General features: G+C 54.5%; 14 protein-coding genes. 11 read left to right on the plus strand and 3 right to left on the minus strand.

Annotated elements, in window-relative coordinates; all coding sequences use genetic code 11:
- The first annotated feature begins 80 nt into the window (after window positions 1-80).
- From KNP02_RS06270 to KNP02_RS06310, 9 genes are all read left to right on the plus strand, one after another.
- A complete protein-coding gene (locus tag KNP02_RS06270) occupies window positions 81-1,646 on the plus strand; it encodes a BCCT family transporter (protein WP_214707630.1) in 1,566 nt (521 codons plus the stop codon).
- Between the two features lie 103 nt (window positions 1,647-1,749).
- A complete protein-coding gene (locus KNP02_RS06275; RefSeq protein ID WP_214707632.1) occupies window positions 1,750-2,433 on the plus strand; it encodes a hypothetical protein in 684 nt (227 codons plus the stop codon).
- Window positions 2,434-2,490: 57 nt separating this feature from the next.
- Window positions 2,491-4,752 (plus strand): AAA family ATPase, encoded by a 2,262-nt coding sequence (locus KNP02_RS06280; RefSeq protein WP_214707634.1) that lies wholly within the window; start codon window positions 2,491-2,493, stop codon window positions 4,750-4,752.
- 30 nt (window positions 4,753-4,782) lie between these two features.
- On the plus strand, window positions 4,783-5,202 hold the full coding sequence (locus KNP02_RS06285; protein ID WP_034777763.1) for an acyl-CoA thioesterase: 420 nt from the start codon (window positions 4,783-4,785) through the stop codon (window positions 5,200-5,202).
- A gap of 75 nt (window positions 5,203-5,277) precedes the next feature.
- Window positions 5,278-6,174 (plus strand): M15 family metallopeptidase, encoded by an 897-nt coding sequence (locus tag KNP02_RS06290; protein ID WP_138859347.1) that lies wholly within the window; start codon window positions 5,278-5,280, stop codon window positions 6,172-6,174.
- An 11-nt stretch (window positions 6,175-6,185) separates the two neighbouring features.
- Window positions 6,186-6,800, plus strand: coding sequence for a glycerol-3-phosphate 1-O-acyltransferase PlsY (gene plsY / locus KNP02_RS06295; RefSeq protein WP_371819439.1), 615 nt, complete (start codon window positions 6,186-6,188; stop codon window positions 6,798-6,800).
- 246 nt (window positions 6,801-7,046) lie between these two features.
- Complete coding sequence (locus KNP02_RS06300) at window positions 7,047-7,817, plus strand: DeoR/GlpR family DNA-binding transcription regulator (protein WP_214707636.1); 771 nt, start codon at window positions 7,047-7,049, stop codon at window positions 7,815-7,817.
- A 16-nt stretch (window positions 7,818-7,833) separates the two neighbouring features.
- Window positions 7,834-8,496 (plus strand): copper homeostasis protein CutC, encoded by a 663-nt coding sequence (locus tag KNP02_RS06305; protein WP_214707638.1) that lies wholly within the window; start codon window positions 7,834-7,836, stop codon window positions 8,494-8,496.
- 59 nt (window positions 8,497-8,555) lie between these two features.
- Window positions 8,556-9,203, plus strand: coding sequence for a DUF975 family protein (locus KNP02_RS06310; RefSeq protein WP_214707640.1), 648 nt, complete (start codon window positions 8,556-8,558; stop codon window positions 9,201-9,203).
- A 19-nt stretch (window positions 9,204-9,222) separates the two neighbouring features.
- On the opposite strand, the gene KNP02_RS06315 is transcribed toward KNP02_RS06310, so the two are convergent.
- The 3 genes from KNP02_RS06315 to KNP02_RS06325 are packed head-to-tail and all read right to left on the minus strand — an operon-like array spanning window position 9,223 to window position 12,105.
- Window positions 9,223-9,456, minus strand: coding sequence for a DUF2188 domain-containing protein (locus tag KNP02_RS06315; RefSeq protein ID WP_214707642.1), 234 nt, complete (start codon window positions 9,454-9,456; stop codon window positions 9,223-9,225).
- 46 nt (window positions 9,457-9,502) lie between these two features.
- Entirely contained in the window at window positions 9,503-10,375 is an 873-nt protein-coding gene (locus KNP02_RS06320; protein ID WP_214707644.1) for an NAD(P)-dependent oxidoreductase, read from the minus strand.
- On the minus strand, window positions 10,372-12,105 hold the full coding sequence (locus KNP02_RS06325; RefSeq protein WP_214707647.1) for an ABC transporter ATP-binding protein: 1,734 nt from the start codon (window positions 12,103-12,105) through the stop codon (window positions 10,372-10,374). Before KNP02_RS06325 ends, KNP02_RS06320 begins: the two co-directional genes overlap by 4 nt.
- Window positions 12,106-12,210: 105 nt before the next feature.
- Here KNP02_RS06325 and KNP02_RS06330 point away from each other — a divergent pair, with 105 nt between their 5' ends.
- Complete coding sequence (locus tag KNP02_RS06330) at window positions 12,211-13,317, plus strand: exonuclease SbcCD subunit D (protein ID WP_214707649.1); 1,107 nt, start codon at window positions 12,211-12,213, stop codon at window positions 13,315-13,317.
- Complete coding sequence (locus KNP02_RS06335; RefSeq protein WP_214707651.1) at window positions 13,314-16,325, plus strand: AAA family ATPase; 3,012 nt, start codon at window positions 13,314-13,316, stop codon at window positions 16,323-16,325. The genes KNP02_RS06330 and KNP02_RS06335 overlap by 4 nt, the downstream gene beginning before the upstream one ends.
- Window positions 16,326-16,328 lie beyond the last annotated feature (3 nt).

Raw genomic sequence — 16,328 nt, forward strand, 5'->3', positions numbered from 1 at the left:
GAGGGGTTGAGTCGGGTTTATAAACTATGTTACGGTGGAAAACGTATATGAAAATAAGAAAATTGAATAGGAGTGAGATTATGGAAAGAAAAAGCCAAGTGACGACCGTTTTCCTCGTTTCAGCCATCATCACGGTCTTGTTCACGATTTGGGGTATCTTCCCTGAGCGCCTCCTCGGTAACGCGAGTCTCTTGAACGTGACGACGAAGTTACAAGGTTGGCTCTCGAACGGGATGGGTTGGTTTTATTTGCTCAGCGCGACTGGGATTTTACTCGTCGCCGTCTTTTTAATTTTTTCGAGATTTGGTTCGATTCGACTCGGCAAAGATACGGACCGACCAGAATTCAGCTATTTGACATGGTTCGCCATGTTGTTCAGTGCCGGAATGGGGATTGGCCTCATCTTCTGGGGGGCGGCAGAACCGTTGTCGCATTTCCATGCACCACCGTTTGAGTCGCCGACGCCGGAAGGCGATGCGCGCACTGCGATGCGTTATTCCTTCTTCCATTGGGGCTTCCACCCGTGGGCGATTTATGCGATGATCGCGCTCGCCATCGCCTACTCGACGTTCCGCAAAGGTCGTCCGGCGACGATCGGAGAGACGATCGGTTCGCTCGTCAATGACCGCTATGAACGTCCGGTCAAACAGAGCGTTGATATTTTGGCCGTCATTGCGACCGCTTTCGGTGTCGCTACTTCGCTCGGTTTCGGGGCCCAGCAAATCGCAGGTGGTTTGCATTACTTGATTCCAGGCGTGCCGAACGCGTTCTCGACACAACTGATCATCATCGCCGTCGTGACGGTGCTCTATATGATCAGTGCTTCGACGGGTCTCGAGAAAGGGATTCGAATCTTGAGTAACACGAACATCTTCCTTGCCATCGTCTTGCTCGGGGCAACACTAGTGGCTGGACCGAGTGCATTCATCCTCGATTTGTTCACACAGACGATTGGAACATACTTGCAACAGTTGCCGACGATGAGCTTCCGTACGGGTGCATTTGAGCCTGTCGAACGGGAGTGGATCAACGACTGGACGATTTTCTATTGGGCATGGTGGATCTCATGGTCACCATTCGTTGGAACGTTCATCGCCCGCGTCTCAAAAGGGCGCACGATTCGTGAGTTCATCATCGGGATTCTACTCGTTCCGACATCGTTCGGTCTACTTTGGTTCTCTGTCTTCGGTGGATCGGCGATCTGGGCTGACTTGTTCGGCGGCGCAGCACTGATCGACCAAGTCAACGAAATCGGGACGGAAGTCGGGTTGTTCGCCTTGTTCGAGACGTTCGGGGGATTTGGGACGGTACTCAGTATCGTGGCCATCTTCCTGATTTCGACATTCTTCATCACGTCAGCGGATTCGGCCACCTACGTGCTCGGAATGCTGACGACGAACGGGAAACTGATCCCGCCGATGCGCATCAAGTTGATTTGGGGCTTCATCCAGTCCTCAATCGCTGCCGTCCTCTTATATGCAGGTGGGCTCGGGGCGCTACAAGCGGTCGCGATTCTCGTCGCCTTCCCGTTCATCTTCGTCTTGATTCTGATGATTGTCGCCTTGTTCAAGGACTTGGCTGACGAACCGGACGAGCGGGACAAGTGGATTGAAGCGTATAAAGACGAAGAAGATAAACTCGGATAAGTTGAAAGGTCTCCATACGGAGGCCTTTTTTTAGTGGTTAATGTTTTGCAGGACCCTCTCGCTAGTGTAGGATAGTAAGTGAAGAAGATTGGGAGGGCATTCTATGAAACAACACGTAAAGAAGCGATTGAGTTGGGTGATTTTTGCCGGTGTTCTCATTGTCGGCGCCCTGCTCGCCTATAACTTTTATTTGGTCACCAATTTAAATGACGACGACGGCCGCACCAATCGGGCCGAGCCGTTCTATACGTCTGTGGTCATCGGCTATGAAGAGAAAAAGTTGCCGGAAGACGGGGAGACGTTAGAAGTTCGTGAATATAAAGTGACATATGACGAAGACGGGCACTTCGTGTCCGAGGTCGTAGAGGGCCCGAACGTCGGCGCCCGTGCCGAGTGGGACGGGACCGTCTATCGTGAGTTCAATCCGGACGGCGATGAGACGAATAGCCAAGAGACGAGTTCAGGCGCGGTCGCCCCGCACCCGTTCTTGTCGCGGGCGACGAACGAACAGATTCGTAAATGGCTAGACGACGGAACACTTGGCTCGAGCGAAGGCGATGTCGATATCATCGGTCGTACGGCACAAGCGTTCGTCAAGAAAGAAACACCGGAAGCCGTCCCAGCGGAATGGGTCGAGAAGTATCCATCGATTTTCAGTGAAGATGAGAATGAAGAAGCGGTGACCTATTACGTCGATGCGAACGAGCGAATCCTGCTCGCCGCCGAGTCGCGTAACAACGGAAAGTTGTTCCATTCGATTCGCATGACTTCTTTTGAATCACGATAATCCGGCGAGGAGCAGACTGAGACGTCGGCTCCTTTGTCGTCTAAAAAGGAGAATATTATGAAACAGATCACCTTGGAGCAAGTCCAAACCGATTTGACGGCTTGGGAAGAAGGTGGGCGCGTCGATGAAGCGGCTCTCCTGTCCTACGCCCATTGGTCACGCGCGACCGGGCATCGTCAAGAATTGATTCGCACACTGACACTACTCACGACGAGACGGTTACAGCACCGTCAGTCGATCGACCCGCTGTTAACTCGTTGGGTGAAAGAGTTGGAGTCGCTCGGTGCTTTGCCGCCAGCCCTTCGTGTCAGTCAATTGTATGATCTTTTGCGGCGCCACAAGCAACAGCTGCATGTCGAGTGGCCGAAGCTGCGTGAGACGGATTACGCATCGATGAAAGTTCAAATATTGACCGAATATGAGTCGAAGACATCCGAGTTGCTCGAACATCTCGAGCAACTTCATGATGAGATTGACCGCGCCAAATCTGATTTACGGGACTCGGAGTTTAAAGAGCAACTCGAACGTCTGTTCATCGTCGTCATCGAAGCGATGCAAGAAGTGGCCGCGCTCGAAGACGACACGGCCTCGCTCTTGGCGTCGATGCAAGGGAATTATTTCAGCCGCGAGGCGTTTCACCGCTTCGGCGAACGAGTCGGTCACGTCAAGGAACGACTCGACGCGATCGTTGCGTTGTTACCAGAACAAACTGAAGCGACACGGTCGAGTGCGATTGAGTCGCTTGAGTCGATGATTGGCTTGTCTGACGTGAAGCAACGTGTCAAAGCATGGTATCGGTTCTTGTTGTTCCAGAAAGAGCGTGAGAAAGCGGGGTTCTCGTCCAAACACCAACCTTCACTCCATCTCGTGTTCACCGGCAATCCAGGGACCGGCAAGACGACGCTCGCGCGTCTCATGGCCGAGATTTATTTCGAGCTCGGTCTGCTCGCACGTCCCGATGTCGTCGAGGCGGACCGGTCGAGTCTCGTGGGTGCGTTCGTCGGTCAAACGGAAGAACAAGTCATGAACAAGGTGAAGGAAGCCGAGGGCGGTGTCTTATTCATCGACGAGGCGTATGCCTTGAAACGTCAAGATGCGAGTGGGAGTGACTATGGACAAGCAGCCATCGACACGCTCGTCGCCGCGATGACGAGCGGGGAGTATGCGGGAAAATTTGTCGTGATTCTCGCCGGTTACCCGGAAGAAATGCGTCATTTTCTGCTCGCGAACCCGGGACTTCGTTCCCGCTTCCCAGAATCCAACCATTACGAGCTCCCGAATTACAGTGATGACGAACTCGTCGCCATCGGTGAAAAAGTGGCGGCGGAGAACAACTACGTCCTGACGGTCGAAGCGAAGCGCGCCTTGATTGCGCGAATCGACCGGGAACGGGTCGACGCGACGTTCGGCAACGCGCGGACGGTGCACAACATTCTACTCGACGCCATGTTCAAGAAAGGGTCGCGATTTGGTGCCGACGCCCCACTCGACGAGATGGCGCTCCTGACAGAAGTCGATTTTGATATGGATGCGACCGAGGATACGTCCGGTCCGACACTCGACGATTTGGTCGGGATGGATGAGGCGAAACGTCAACTGCGCGAGATCGAGGCACTCGTCACGATTCAGAAGCGTCGGCGTGAACTCGGGTTGAAGACGGCACCCGTCCAGCTCCATGCCGCCCTCGTCGGGAACAGCGGGACCGGAAAAACGACGTTCGCCCACCTGTACGCCCAGCTCTTGAAGAAGACGGGCTATTTGAAACGAGGACATTTGAAAGTCGTCAGCCGGGCCGATCTCGTCAGCGGCTATGTCGGGCAAACGGCACAAAAAACGAAAGCCGCGATTCGAGATGCGCTCGGTGGCGTGTTGTTGATCGATGAGGCATACAGCCTGAATGGAGGGCCGAACGACTACGGGCGCGAAGCGATTGATACGCTCGTCGACGAGATGCCAAAGCATGGAGACAACCTCGTCGTCGTGATGGCGGGCTATGAGGCACCAATGCGTCGCCTGATCGACTCAAACCCAGGGCTCAACAGCCGGATCAAACGGACGATTCACTTCGAGGACTACTCGCTTGAACAGCTCGTCGATATCGCCAAGAAGTATGCCGCAAAATTCGGCTATAAGTGTGATGAAGATGTCAGTCAGGCACTCCTTGACCGTCTAAAAGAAATCGATCGACCGAATGCACGGACGGCCCTATCGTTGATCGATGAAGCGATCGCGAGACAATCGTATCGTTTGATCGAAGCATCGTCACAAGACAGTGAATTGAATCGGATTTTAGTAGTAGATATTAATACCAAGTTATAATATAATCAAATTGAAAGTGAGGACGATTCAATGCATACGATTCAGATTCCGGTCCGCTATCAGGAGACCGACATGATGGGCATCGTCTATCATGCAAACTATTTAGTATATCTTGAAATGGCACGCACCGAATTGTTGCGCCAGCTCGGGGTCGAATATAAAGACATGGAGGAAGCGGGATTTGTTTCCCCAGTGACGAACGTCTCGGTCGATTATAAGAAGAGTGTGACGTACGGAGACACAGTCCACGTACGAGTTTGGGTCGATAGTTATTCGAAGGTCCGGACGGTCTATGGCTATGAGTTGACTGATCAAAACGGTCATCTCGTCGGTTCGGCAAAGACGACACATGTCGTCGTCAAACGAGGTGACTTCAAACCGATTCGACTCGACCGTGAGTTTCCTGAGTGGCATGACATGTATATGCGCGTCATGAGTCCCGTCTTATAACAGTGGTTCTTTTGTACCGTCAGTATGGTATCATATCTTGACGGTATTTTTTGTACAATGAAAGGGGAAGATCGCATGCGAAAACCATCTATGCTGATGGTGTGCTGCGCCTTGACGCTCACATTAGTGGGCTGTACCACAAGCGACCAAAGCAAAACGGAAGAAACCGAGAACAAACCGGCCGAAACCGAACAACAAACAGAAACTCCGGCCGAAACGCCGACGGATAAAGAAGACGAGCAAGCAGAACAACCGACTCCGGAAACGGAGGAACCGACAGCGGAAGAGCCTTCCGAGGATCAGCCTGAAGAAGAAGTGCCGGTTGCCGAGGCCCCTCCTGTAGAGGAGCCGACTGAAGCGCCGAGCGAACCGCTTGAACAGAATGGGACGGCGAATTTGAAGCTCGATACACTCATCCTTGTCAATAAGCAAATCGCCTTGCCAGCGGGCTATAAACCAGCCGATCTCGTGACGGCGAATATCGATTTCGTCGAATCGGCGACCGGGGAGCGGAAGATGCTTCGTAAAGAAGCGGCACAGGCCATCGAGAAGCTCATGACGGGCGCGAAAGCGGCCGACATTGAGTTGAAAGGGACGAGTGCGTTCCGTTCCTACGATTATCAAGTGCAACTGTTCAATAACTATGTCGCCCGGGACGGGAAAGAACAGGCGATGAAATATTCGGCACCACCAGGACACTCGGAACATCAGACCGGGCTCGCCATCGATGTTTCGAGCGCCTCGGTCGGCTATCAATTGACACAAAGTCTAGATCAGACGAAAGAGGGCAAGTGGTTGGCCGACAATGCCCACACGTACGGATTCATCGTCCGTTATCAACGTGCATATGAGGCCGAAACCGGTTATATGTACGAACCGTGGCACTTACGCTATATCGGGGTAGAGCATGCGACGGACGTCCACAAGGCGAACGTCCCGCTTGAGCACTATCTCGAGCAATTAATGGATTAAGGGGAATTGCGATGCCTTACATGACAGAAATCATCATCATTTTAATTAGCTATTTACTCGGTGCGATTCCGTTTGCTCTTATCGTCGGAAAACTCGGCTATAAGGTCGACGTCCGGGAGCATGGGAGTGGGAATTTGGGCACGACGAACACGTTCCGTGTGCTCGGCAAAAAAGCCGGCACGCTCGTTCTGCTCGGGGATATGGGTAAAGGGTTGGTCGCAGCGCTATTACCGCTCCTCTTCGGGAACGAGATGAGCTTGCTCCTCGCCGGGATCCCGGCCATCATCGGTCATTCGTATCCGGTGTTTGCCAAGTTCAAAGGCGGAAAATCGGTGGCGACGAGTGCGGGCGTTCTGCTCGCGGCGTTCCCATGGTTTTTCGTCGTCGTCGTCGGGACGTTCCTCGTGACGCTGTTCGTCTCGAAGATGGTATCGCTATCTTCGATGGCTGCCGCAGCCGTGGGGATCGTGACCGTCGTCACGTATGGTGTCATCGCGAAAGATTGGCTACCGCTCATCGTCATCGTTCCGCTCGCCTTGTTCATCATCATCAAACACCGCACGAACTGGCAGCGGATTTGCTCCGGCACTGAACCGAAAGTACCACTGTTCCAAAAACGAAAATGAATGTTTCGATGACCGGCAAGCTCTCGGAGGACACGGAGAGAAGGTCGGTCATTTTCATAAGATGCGCTCGGGATCGAAAGCAAGATGTCAACGTTCGACTGTCTTTTTTGTGGATTTCTGTTGATTTTCGTCGAAATGAGCGAAAAATCTGTTGGATTTGCCCGTTCTTTACTTTCTGTTTACGTTAAATTTACATCCGTTCGCTACACTGAGAAAGGAAGCGATATTTGCGGAGGAGGCAGGGAAGTGTCTTTAATTGGAGAAGAACGTAAGCAAAAGATTGTGGAATGGATTGAACGAGAAGGCAAAGTGAAGACGAGTGAATTGATTGAACGGTTGAACGTCTCTGGGGAGTCGATCCGCCGCTACTTAGAAGAACTTGAAAAAGAACATCTCATCAAACGGGTGTATGGCGGGGCGGTGCTGCATCAAAGCGTATCGTTCCAACCGATGATGATTTCAAACATGGACGGGATTCGTCGCATCGCCTATACGGCGTTTCAGCTCGTCGAGGATGATACCCTCCTTTACATCGGTCATGGGGTCGCCCCGGAACAAGTCGCCGCGAGACTTCGCGGACGAAATTTGACGGTCGTCACACCGTCACTCATGGCGGCAAAGGCGCTCTTCGAGCAACGGGCCAAAGGCGTCTTCACGGGGGACATCCAACTGCTCGGCGGCACGATTGATCCGAAGCATCTCGTCACCGTCGGCGAACACGTCTTGCAGCAGTTAAAGACGTACATGTTTGACATGGCGATTTTCTCTGTCGAGGGGGTCGATCCCTCGCTCGGTTTGACGTGTGATACTCACTGTCTCTCGACCGTGACGCAAGCGGTACTCGACCAAAGTAGACAATGTTTTCTACTGGCCGACCATACCCAGTTCAACCAACAAAAGCGGTATCGGGTCTCCGATTTTTCCAAGGTGACGACAATCATCTCGGATTTCCCGGAGCCCGCAGATTGGAAACGTGCGTTAGCGGAGCACGAGGTCGAATGGCGCTTCGCACCTTAATAAGGAGGCAGAAGACATGATTGAAGTGATCGTGACCACATTGAAAGAAGCGAAACAGGCAGAGCGTTACGGGGCGGACCGTCTCGAATTGATTGCGGATATGCGAGCTGGCGGGACGACACCAAGTTTCGGGACGATTCGAAACGTGCTCGAACAAGCGACGATTCCGGTCCACGTCATGATTCGTCCGCATGCAGACTCATTCGTCTATGATGAAGCGGACGCGGAGACGATTTTGGCAGACGTCGGTCTGTGTCGTGAGCTCGGAGCCGATGGCATCGTGTTCGGTGCTTTGACGAATGACGGGCGCATCGATGAGGTACTGCTCGGGGAAGTGATTAAACATAAGGGCGAGATGGCATTGACGTTCCATCGGGCCATTGATGACGCGGTCGACTTGATGGACGCCATCACCGTGTTGAATGATTTCCCTGAAGTGGACCATGTGCTGACGTCTGGCGGTCAAGCGACGGCATTAGAGGGCTTAGAGCGGTTGAGCGCGATGCACGACGTCGCGGAAATGAACATCCTTCCAGGCGCTGGGATCACGGCGGACAACGTGTCCCAACTCGTCGACCGATTTGGCATTGACTTTGTCCATGTCGGTAGTGGTGTAAGGACCGATGGACAGCTAGATGAGCAGAAGTTCAACGCCATCAAGGAAATGATGACACGCTAAAAACAGTCGGATGACTGTTTTTTTGCTATAATGAAAAAAACGATACAGTAGGTGAAGTCATGCAATCATCAGTATATAAACAATTTGCCCTTCGGATGTTGTCCGGGAACTGGGGCATCTCGCTCCTTGCGGTCGTGGCAACGATGCTCGTTCAAGCGGTCATCACGACGCAGCTCGATTTAGAATCGACCGACCCGAGCATCCTGTTCGTCTCGATCGGTTTGCTATACACCGCGACCGTCTTGCTCGCTCCGCTAGAACTTGGCCGCAACTGGGTATTCCTCGACATCGCGAAAGCCGAGAAACCGTCGTTCGGTCTGCTGTTCGAAGCGTTCGGTTCGCTCAAAGATTACATGCGTGCCGTCACGTATTATGCCGTCTTTTATCTCGGCTTGAACGTGCTCATGCTGTTCTTGATCGTGCCGGGAATCTGGTTCTATTTGACGTATCGGATCGTCCCGTTCGTCCTACGGGACCACCCGGAACTATCCGCTTTCGGCGCGATGTGTGAAAGCCGCCGTCTCATGTTTGGACACAAGCGCACGATGCTTCGTCTATATGCGAGTTTCATCGGTTGGTATGTGCTCGTCTTATTCACCGGCGGATTGGCCTATATCTTCGTGCAACCTTATATCAACACGGCGCTCGCCGGACTGTACGTCGAAATCAAGGCAGAAACAGAAGCAAACGAACAACCGGTCGGCTGAATGAGCCGACCGGTTGTTTTTATGTCCAGTGCCGATCCGACTTTTGTGGGTCGGGAGCGTCACGGAACTCGTCTTTCTCTTCTTTTGAGGCATGTTCATGCCATTTTTTCGCTTGTTCCGTGGCGATCGGAATCGCCTTTTGATCGGAGTAGCCTTGGGCGAGCAAGGCGTTGGCGATATCAATGGCTTTCTTTTTGACGAGCGGGTCGAAGTTTTTCAGTGATTCCGGATAATCTTTCATATTCCATGGCATCTTACATCGCTCCCTTCTGTACTACTAATTCCACGAGCGAGCCGATTCAAACGTCCTGGTGCATGTAGTATTCGATGAGCGCCTGCGTCCCGTTCTCGCCGTAGCCGTTCTCTTCGAGGATCGAGTACAGTTTATGCGCCAACTCGAGGCTAGGCAGTTTGATATTCAACTGGTCTGCGCTCTCGAGGGCAAGTTTCATATCTTTGATGAAATGTTTGATGAAGAAACCAGGAGCGTAGTCCTCGATGATCATCCGCGGGACAAGGTTCTCGAGCGTCCAGCTGCCGGCTGCGCCGCCTCGGATCGTCTGGCGCAGTTGATCGGGATTGAGCCCGGCTTGTTTCGCAAAGGCGAGCATCTCGGCGTTGCCCATCATGATGCCGGCGATTGCGATTTGATTGGCGAGCTTTCCATATTGGCCACTCCCGGCATAGCCCATCCGTTTGATCGATTGGCCCATCGCCTCGAACAGCGGTCGTGCCTTCGTGAAGGCGTATTCGCCGCCACCGACGAGAATCGACAACGTCCCGTTCTTCGCACCGACATCGCCACCCGAGACCGGTGCGTCGAGCGGGAGTAAGCTGCGATCGATTGCCGCCTCAGCGATACGTTCGGCAAGCGTCGGCGAAGACGTCGTCATATCGATGACGAGCGTTCCCGGCTCGGCCGACTGCAAAATCATACCGTCCCCGAAATAAAGGCTCTCGACGTCAGACGGGTAACCGACGATGGTGATGACGGCATCGGCGTTTTGACAGACGGCTTCGACCGAATCACACCAGCGGACACCTTCCGCCAATAAATCAGCCGCCTTCTCTTTCGTCCGCGTATACGCTTGGACTTCGAATCCCGCCTTCATTAAGTTTCTGACCATCGATTGACCCATCACACCGAGTCCGATAAATCCGATTGTCTTCATAATTGATTGCCTCCTAAAAGTTGTTGTTTCACGAGTCGTTCATAGAGTTTGTTGTCCCGAAGCAACTCTTGGTGCGTCCCGAGCCCGCTGATCCCGCCGTCCTCGAGCACGACGATTTGGTCGGCATGTTGGACGGTCGAAAGGCGGTGGGCGATGACGAGCGTCGTCCGGCCTTTCATGAGCCGGTCGAGCGCTTCTTGGACGACACGCTCAGATTCCGAATCGAGACTTGATGTCGCCTCGTCGAGCAATAAGATTTGCGGGTCGCGTAACAGCGCCCGGGCAATGGCGAGTCGTTGTCGTTGACCACCCGACAAGCGGACGCCGCGCTCACCGATCTCTGTATCGAGCCCGTCCGGCATCGACTCGATGAACGACCAGGCGTTGGCCATGTCGCAGGCTCGTCGAATCTCGTCCTCGGTCGCTGTCCGGGTCAAGCCGTACAAGATATTTTGCCGCACCGTCCCGGATAGGACGGGCGAATCTTGGGCGACGTAGCCGATGACTTGCCGCCATTCGTTGCGGCCGTAGGTTGAGATATCCCGGTCCCCGTAATGGATGTGACCGCTCGACGGAAGGTAGAACTGCTCGACGAGGGCGAACAGTGTCGTCTTGCCGGCACCGCTGCGTCCGACGATGGCTGTCGTGGCACCGAACGGGACAATGAGGGACACGTCGTCAATCACAGGTTGGTCGCCATAACGGAACGTCAGGCCCTCGAACGAGAGCGACGACTGTCGAATCGTCGACGGCTCAGCCGTGTATGGTTCCGGCTCGACGGCGAGCAGTTCCGAGATTCTTTCGGTCGCCCCGCGTGCTTTTTGAAGCCGGGTGATAAACTCCGTCATCGTGATGAGCGGCGTGATGATTTGGAACAAGTACAGCATGAACGCGAGCAACGAGCCGGTCGACAGGGCACCGGTCGAGACGCGATAAGCCCCGAAGCCGAGAATAGCGATCAGCATCGCCGTCAACGTGACGTTCAAGAGCGGAATCAAGATCGCTTGAATCCGTCCCTCGCGCACACCGAGGCCGAAGAGACGCTCGATGCGTCGTTTTCCTTCTGCGACCTCGACGGATTCGGTCGCCTGTGATTTCACGAGCCGAATCTCCCCGAGCAGTTCGGCGAAAAACCCGGACAAGTCACCGAGCTCATGTTGGGTCGCCTTGGCGATTTTCCGAAGTTTACGCCCGAGCGGGATGACAATCAAGAGTGTCGTCGGCACCGAGAACAAGATGACGAGCGTCATCTGCCAATCGAGTGTGAACAAGATGCCGACGGCGCCGATGACCGAGACGAACGACGTTAAGAGTCGAACGCTCTGTTCGGACAAGAGCTGCTGCAACGTCGTCGTGTCATTGTTGAGCCGCGAGACGAGATCCCCCGATTTGACGCCGTCATAGAACGGAATCGGAAGCGCGACGAGATGCTCCCATAACGTCGTCCGCAGGTTGGCGACGACGCGTTGTCCGACGATATGTAACCAATAGATCGAAATCGCGCTCGAGACGACTTGAATCAGAAACGCGACGACGAAGATGGCGACGAGACGGGCGTCAAGCGCGGCCTCGCTCCAATTGTCGACGACGCGTTGCAAGATGAGCGGGATGGCGAGTGACGCCATCGCTTGGAGCAACGAAATCAATACAGCGCCGATGAACAGACCTTTCGGTGGTCGAGCGACGCGGAACAAGCGCAGAAAGGCTTGCCATGTGGATGTGGACTCCATGATACGTCCCCCTTTCCTTTTAACTTTCGCTGTTTCGAAAACAAGTGTCAAGACGTCGAATCGTACACCGGAATAATGCTAGAATGGAATCAGAGGTGAAGTCGCATGAAATGGATACATACGGCCGATTGGCATTTAGGTAAAATCGTCCACGGTCGCCACATGACAGAAGAACAACAATATATATTATTTGAATCATTTTTACACATCGTCGACGAGGAGAAGCCTGATGCCATCGTCGTCGCCGGTGATTTATACGACCGGGCCGTGCCGCCCGTCGAGGCCGTCGATCTGCTCGATGAGATGTGGCGTGCGCTCGTCCTTGAGCGGGGCATCCCCGTGCTCGCCATCGCCGGCAATCACGATTCGGCCGAGCGGCTCCAATACAGCTCCAAATTGTTGACGAAAGTCGGTCTCCATATCGTCGGGAAATATGACCCGGGAACAGAGCCGATTGTCGTGAACGACATCCCGTTTTATTTGATGCCGTTCCTCGAGCCGGCGCGCATCCGTTACGCGTTCGGCGACGAGTCGATTCGGACTCACCATGACGCGCTCGCCGCAGTTGTCGATTCTTACGGGACGATCGACCCACGAGCGGTCGCCGTCGGCCACAGTTTCGTCGCCGGCGGACTCGAGACCGACTCCGAACGGCAACTGTCCGTCGGGACGGCCGGGCAAGTCGCCAAAGGACTATACGCGCCGTTCGGCTATACGGCGCTCGGACACCTGCATAACCGTGACGCCATTCGCGACGACCGGATCGCGTACAGTGGGTCGCTCATGAAATATTCGTTCTCCGAGGCGACGCATGTGAAATCGGTCGACATCATCGAATGGGACGGGACGTGGACACGTCGACGTCGTCCACTCCAGGCGCGCCGTGACTTGCGCATCTTGACCGGGACGCTGAACGAGCTGCTCGACCCGTCGTTTTATCAAGACGAGGCCGTCGACGACTATTTAAAAATCGTCTTGACCGATGAACGTGCGTTATTCGACCCGATGGCGAAGTTGCGGACCGTCTATCCGAACATCTTACACCTCGAACTTGAGTTGTTGCGTCGCCAAGACCAGACGTCCCGCTTCGAACGGGAGAAGCTCGAACGGCAATCGGTCGAGGATGTATATATGGACTTCTTTAAAGCCGTCCACGGCCGCGATGCCGATGCGACGGTGCAACGCTTCTTAGAAGGGGAGGAATCGATTTGAGACCGGAACAATTGACCATCAACGCCTTCGGTCCTTACGCCGAGACAGAACAAATCGATTTTACGCAGCTTGAAGGCCGTTCGATGTTCGTCATCAGCGGCCGGACCGGTGCCGGGAAGACGACGATTTTTGACGCGATGACGTTCGCGCTGTACGGACGGGCGAGTGGGACGCTCCGAAACGCGAGTGATTTTAGAAGCCAATATGCGGACCCGGAGCGAAAGACCGAGATCGACTTTTCGTTTACGATCCGTGACGAACGGTATCGGATCGTCCGCCAACCACAACAGCCACATCCGAAAAATAAGACGCCGATTCCGCACGAGGCGGTGCTCTACGAATGGAAAGACGCTTGGAAACCGATTGCGACGAAAGTGAACGACGTTGAACAGACGATTGAATCGTTGTTGCAACTGAGCTATGAGCAGTTCAGCCAAATCTTGTTGTTGCCGCAGAACCAGTTCCGTCAGCTCCTCGATTCCGATTCGACGAAGAAGCAACAAATTCTGCAATCGATTTTCAAGACGGAGGCGTACCGTTCCTTTCAGGAAGATTGGATTGAACGTTACGGCAAATACCGCAAACGAGTCGAATGGGCGGTCGAGACGACGCGTTTAAAACTGTTGGAACTCGAAGACGAGGCCGTCGAGGACATGTCGACCCGTAACTTGCCTGAAATCGTGACGTGGCTCGACGCCCGGGAGGAGCGGCTCTTGGCGGCGAGAGACTCGCTACAGGCACAGCGCCGGACTGGTGAGGAACGGCTCGAGGCGCTGCGTCGAGAAGTGAATCAGGCGACCGTGCTCGCCGAGTTGATGGAAGAGCGGGACGTGCGCGCGACCGCGCTCCAAGCATTCCGCGAAGCGACACAGGAGCGTGAAGAACGCCAAGCGCTCATCCAACGACTTGAACAAGTGGCGAGCGTCAGCCCGCTCTATCAACGTACCGAAACGGTGCGTCACGACATCGAACGGTTGACCCGTGAACGCGATGTATCCCGTCAACGAGACGAAGGCTACACGAGACAGCTGGAAGAGTTGAAGGCAGAAGCAGAAGCCATCACGACCATGCGCCAGGAGGCAGATCAAGCCACAAGTCGCGTCAATGCGATTGACGAGATGTTGCCCTACGTCGACGAATGGCACCGGGCCACGAGACGTCGGGATGACTTGAAACGCCAGTTGGAGCCGCTCAGCCTGTTCTCAGAAGAAGCGCGTCTCAAGGAGCTCCAAGCGACTGAAGGCGAACTTGCGGCTAAGCTGGAACACGCACCGGCCCCAGACCAACTCGTCGAGGCCGAACGGCTGTATAGTCAGCTCCAACATCAGGTTCGGCTCGAGGAGAAAGTGGCAGAGGTCACGGAACGACTCGGTGCCTGTGAACGCAACGGGAAGGAAGTCCAGCGACAATTCACTGCTCAGACGAAACAAGTCGACCAATTCGTCGAGGCCGAGCATGCGCTCATGGCCGACACGCTGCGCGAGCAACTCGAAGCGGGGGAACCTTGTCCGGTCTGCGGTTCATTGACCCACGGACACGTCGAGCGAACGGGGACGTCCATCGACCAAGCCGGTCATCGCTCAGCCATCGAGACACTGAAACGGATCGAGGCCGAGCTCCATGAAGCTCGGGCGGATTATCGGGCGCTCAAACGCCAACTCGATGAGCTGATCCGTGAACGTGATCTTGCTCGACTTGAATTGAAGCTCGATGGTGCGGCTGACGCTGCGATGCAACACCAAGACGCCCGCGTCCGGCAGTTGCGTCAAGAAGCCGAAGAACGACAACGGATAGAGCGTCTCTTGCGCGCGACCACGACCGAATTGAAGCAACTCGAGACGGCGAAGCGTGTGCAGGCAGATGAACGACAAAAGTTGTTCGAACAGCTCCAAACCGTCCAAGAGCAGCTTCAGTCGATGCGTCAACCGGATGGGACGACGTTAGAAATGTTGCAGACCGAGCGGAATCAGCTCGCGACGCGACTCACTCACATCGAACGAAACGTGGGGACGTATGAACGTCGGCTTGAAGAATTGAATCGATTGAAGTGGGGGGAAGCGGAGCGACTCCGTGTCCTTGGTGAACAACTCGAGTTCGAGCATGTTCGTCTTTCCGAAGCGACGGCTGAACTGGAGGCTGCTCTCGAGAAGATTGAGTTGACTGAAGTTGTGTTCAAGGAGTATCGCGCGCGCGTCGAGCAACTGCCCGAGCTGCGCGAACGCCAAGCGACCGAACTGGAGGAAGGTGTCCGGCTCGAACACGCCGTCAAGGCGCTGAACGATAAAATCGGGGACCGTCCGCGACCAGACCTTGAACGACTCCAGGAGAAGTTGCACGAGGAGAACCGTTCGTTCGAAGCGCTGTCCGAACAACTCGTGACGGCGGACGGGCAATTGAAACGTCATCGTCACATCGTAGCCGAATGGAACGCGCTTCGGGAGAAGACGGATGAAGATCAACGGAATCTGGAGACGGTCAAATTGATCGCCGACACCGGTCGAGGACTGAATCCGCAAAAGTTAACGTTCGAGACGTACGTGCAGACGGCATTCTTCGATCAAATTCTCCATGCGGCCAACGTCCATCTCGATCAAATGACGAGCGGACAGTTCCAATTGGAGCGGAAAATCGAGACGGCGAGAGGAAATGCCAAGTCCGGTCTCGAACTATTAGTCTTTGACGCCTATACGGGTCAGTCACGCCGCGTCCAAAACTTGTCGGGTGGGGAAGGGTTCAAAGCATCATTGTCGCTCGCCCTTGGACTCGCCGAAGTCGTCCAGCAACTGAGTGGCGGGGTCAGCCTTGAGACGATGCTCATCGATGAGGGGTTCGGGACACTCGACGCTGAATCGCTCGACCAAGCGATCGAGCTTCTCATGTCGCTCCAATCGAGCGGGCGGCTCGTCGGGGTCATCAGTCACGTTCAGGAATTAAAGGACCGGGTCGACGCCCGGATTGAAGTCAAAAAATCAAGGAGCGGGTCGACGATCCAGCTCATCGTGGAGTGAATC

Source organism: Exiguobacterium sp. s40, assembly GCF_018617905.1.
Lineage (GTDB): Bacteria > Bacillota > Bacilli > Exiguobacteriales > Exiguobacteriaceae > Exiguobacterium > Exiguobacterium mexicanum_A.

Bases quoted from the DNA above. Each gene is read 5' to 3' on its own strand.
- KNP02_RS06270 (WP_214707630.1), top strand. From the start codon at position 81: ATGGAAAGAAAAAGCCAAGTGACGACCGTTTTCCTCGTTTCAGCCATC.
- KNP02_RS06275 (WP_214707632.1), top strand. From the start codon at position 1,750: ATGAAACAACACGTAAAGAAGCGATTGAGTTGGGTGATTTTTGCCGGT.
- KNP02_RS06280 (WP_214707634.1), top strand. From the start codon at position 2,491: ATGAAACAGATCACCTTGGAGCAAGTCCAAACCGATTTGACGGCTTGG.
- KNP02_RS06285 (WP_034777763.1), top strand. From the start codon at position 4,783: ATGCATACGATTCAGATTCCGGTCCGCTATCAGGAGACCGACATGATG.
- KNP02_RS06290 (WP_138859347.1), top strand. From the start codon at position 5,278: ATGCGAAAACCATCTATGCTGATGGTGTGCTGCGCCTTGACGCTCACA.
- plsY (WP_371819439.1), top strand. From the start codon at position 6,186: ATGCCTTACATGACAGAAATCATCATCATTTTAATTAGCTATTTACTC.
- KNP02_RS06305 (WP_214707638.1), top strand. From the start codon at position 7,834: ATGATTGAAGTGATCGTGACCACATTGAAAGAAGCGAAACAGGCAGAG.
- KNP02_RS06310 (WP_214707640.1), top strand. From the start codon at position 8,556: ATGCAATCATCAGTATATAAACAATTTGCCCTTCGGATGTTGTCCGGG.
- KNP02_RS06315 (WP_214707642.1), bottom strand. From the start codon at position 9,456: ATGCCATGGAATATGAAAGATTATCCGGAATCACTGAAAAACTTCGAC.
- KNP02_RS06320 (WP_214707644.1), bottom strand. From the start codon at position 10,375: ATGAAGACAATCGGATTTATCGGACTCGGTGTGATGGGTCAATCGATG.
- KNP02_RS06325 (WP_214707647.1), bottom strand. From the start codon at position 12,105: ATGGAGTCCACATCCACATGGCAAGCCTTTCTGCGCTTGTTCCGCGTC.
- KNP02_RS06330 (WP_214707649.1), top strand. From the start codon at position 12,211: ATGAAATGGATACATACGGCCGATTGGCATTTAGGTAAAATCGTCCAC.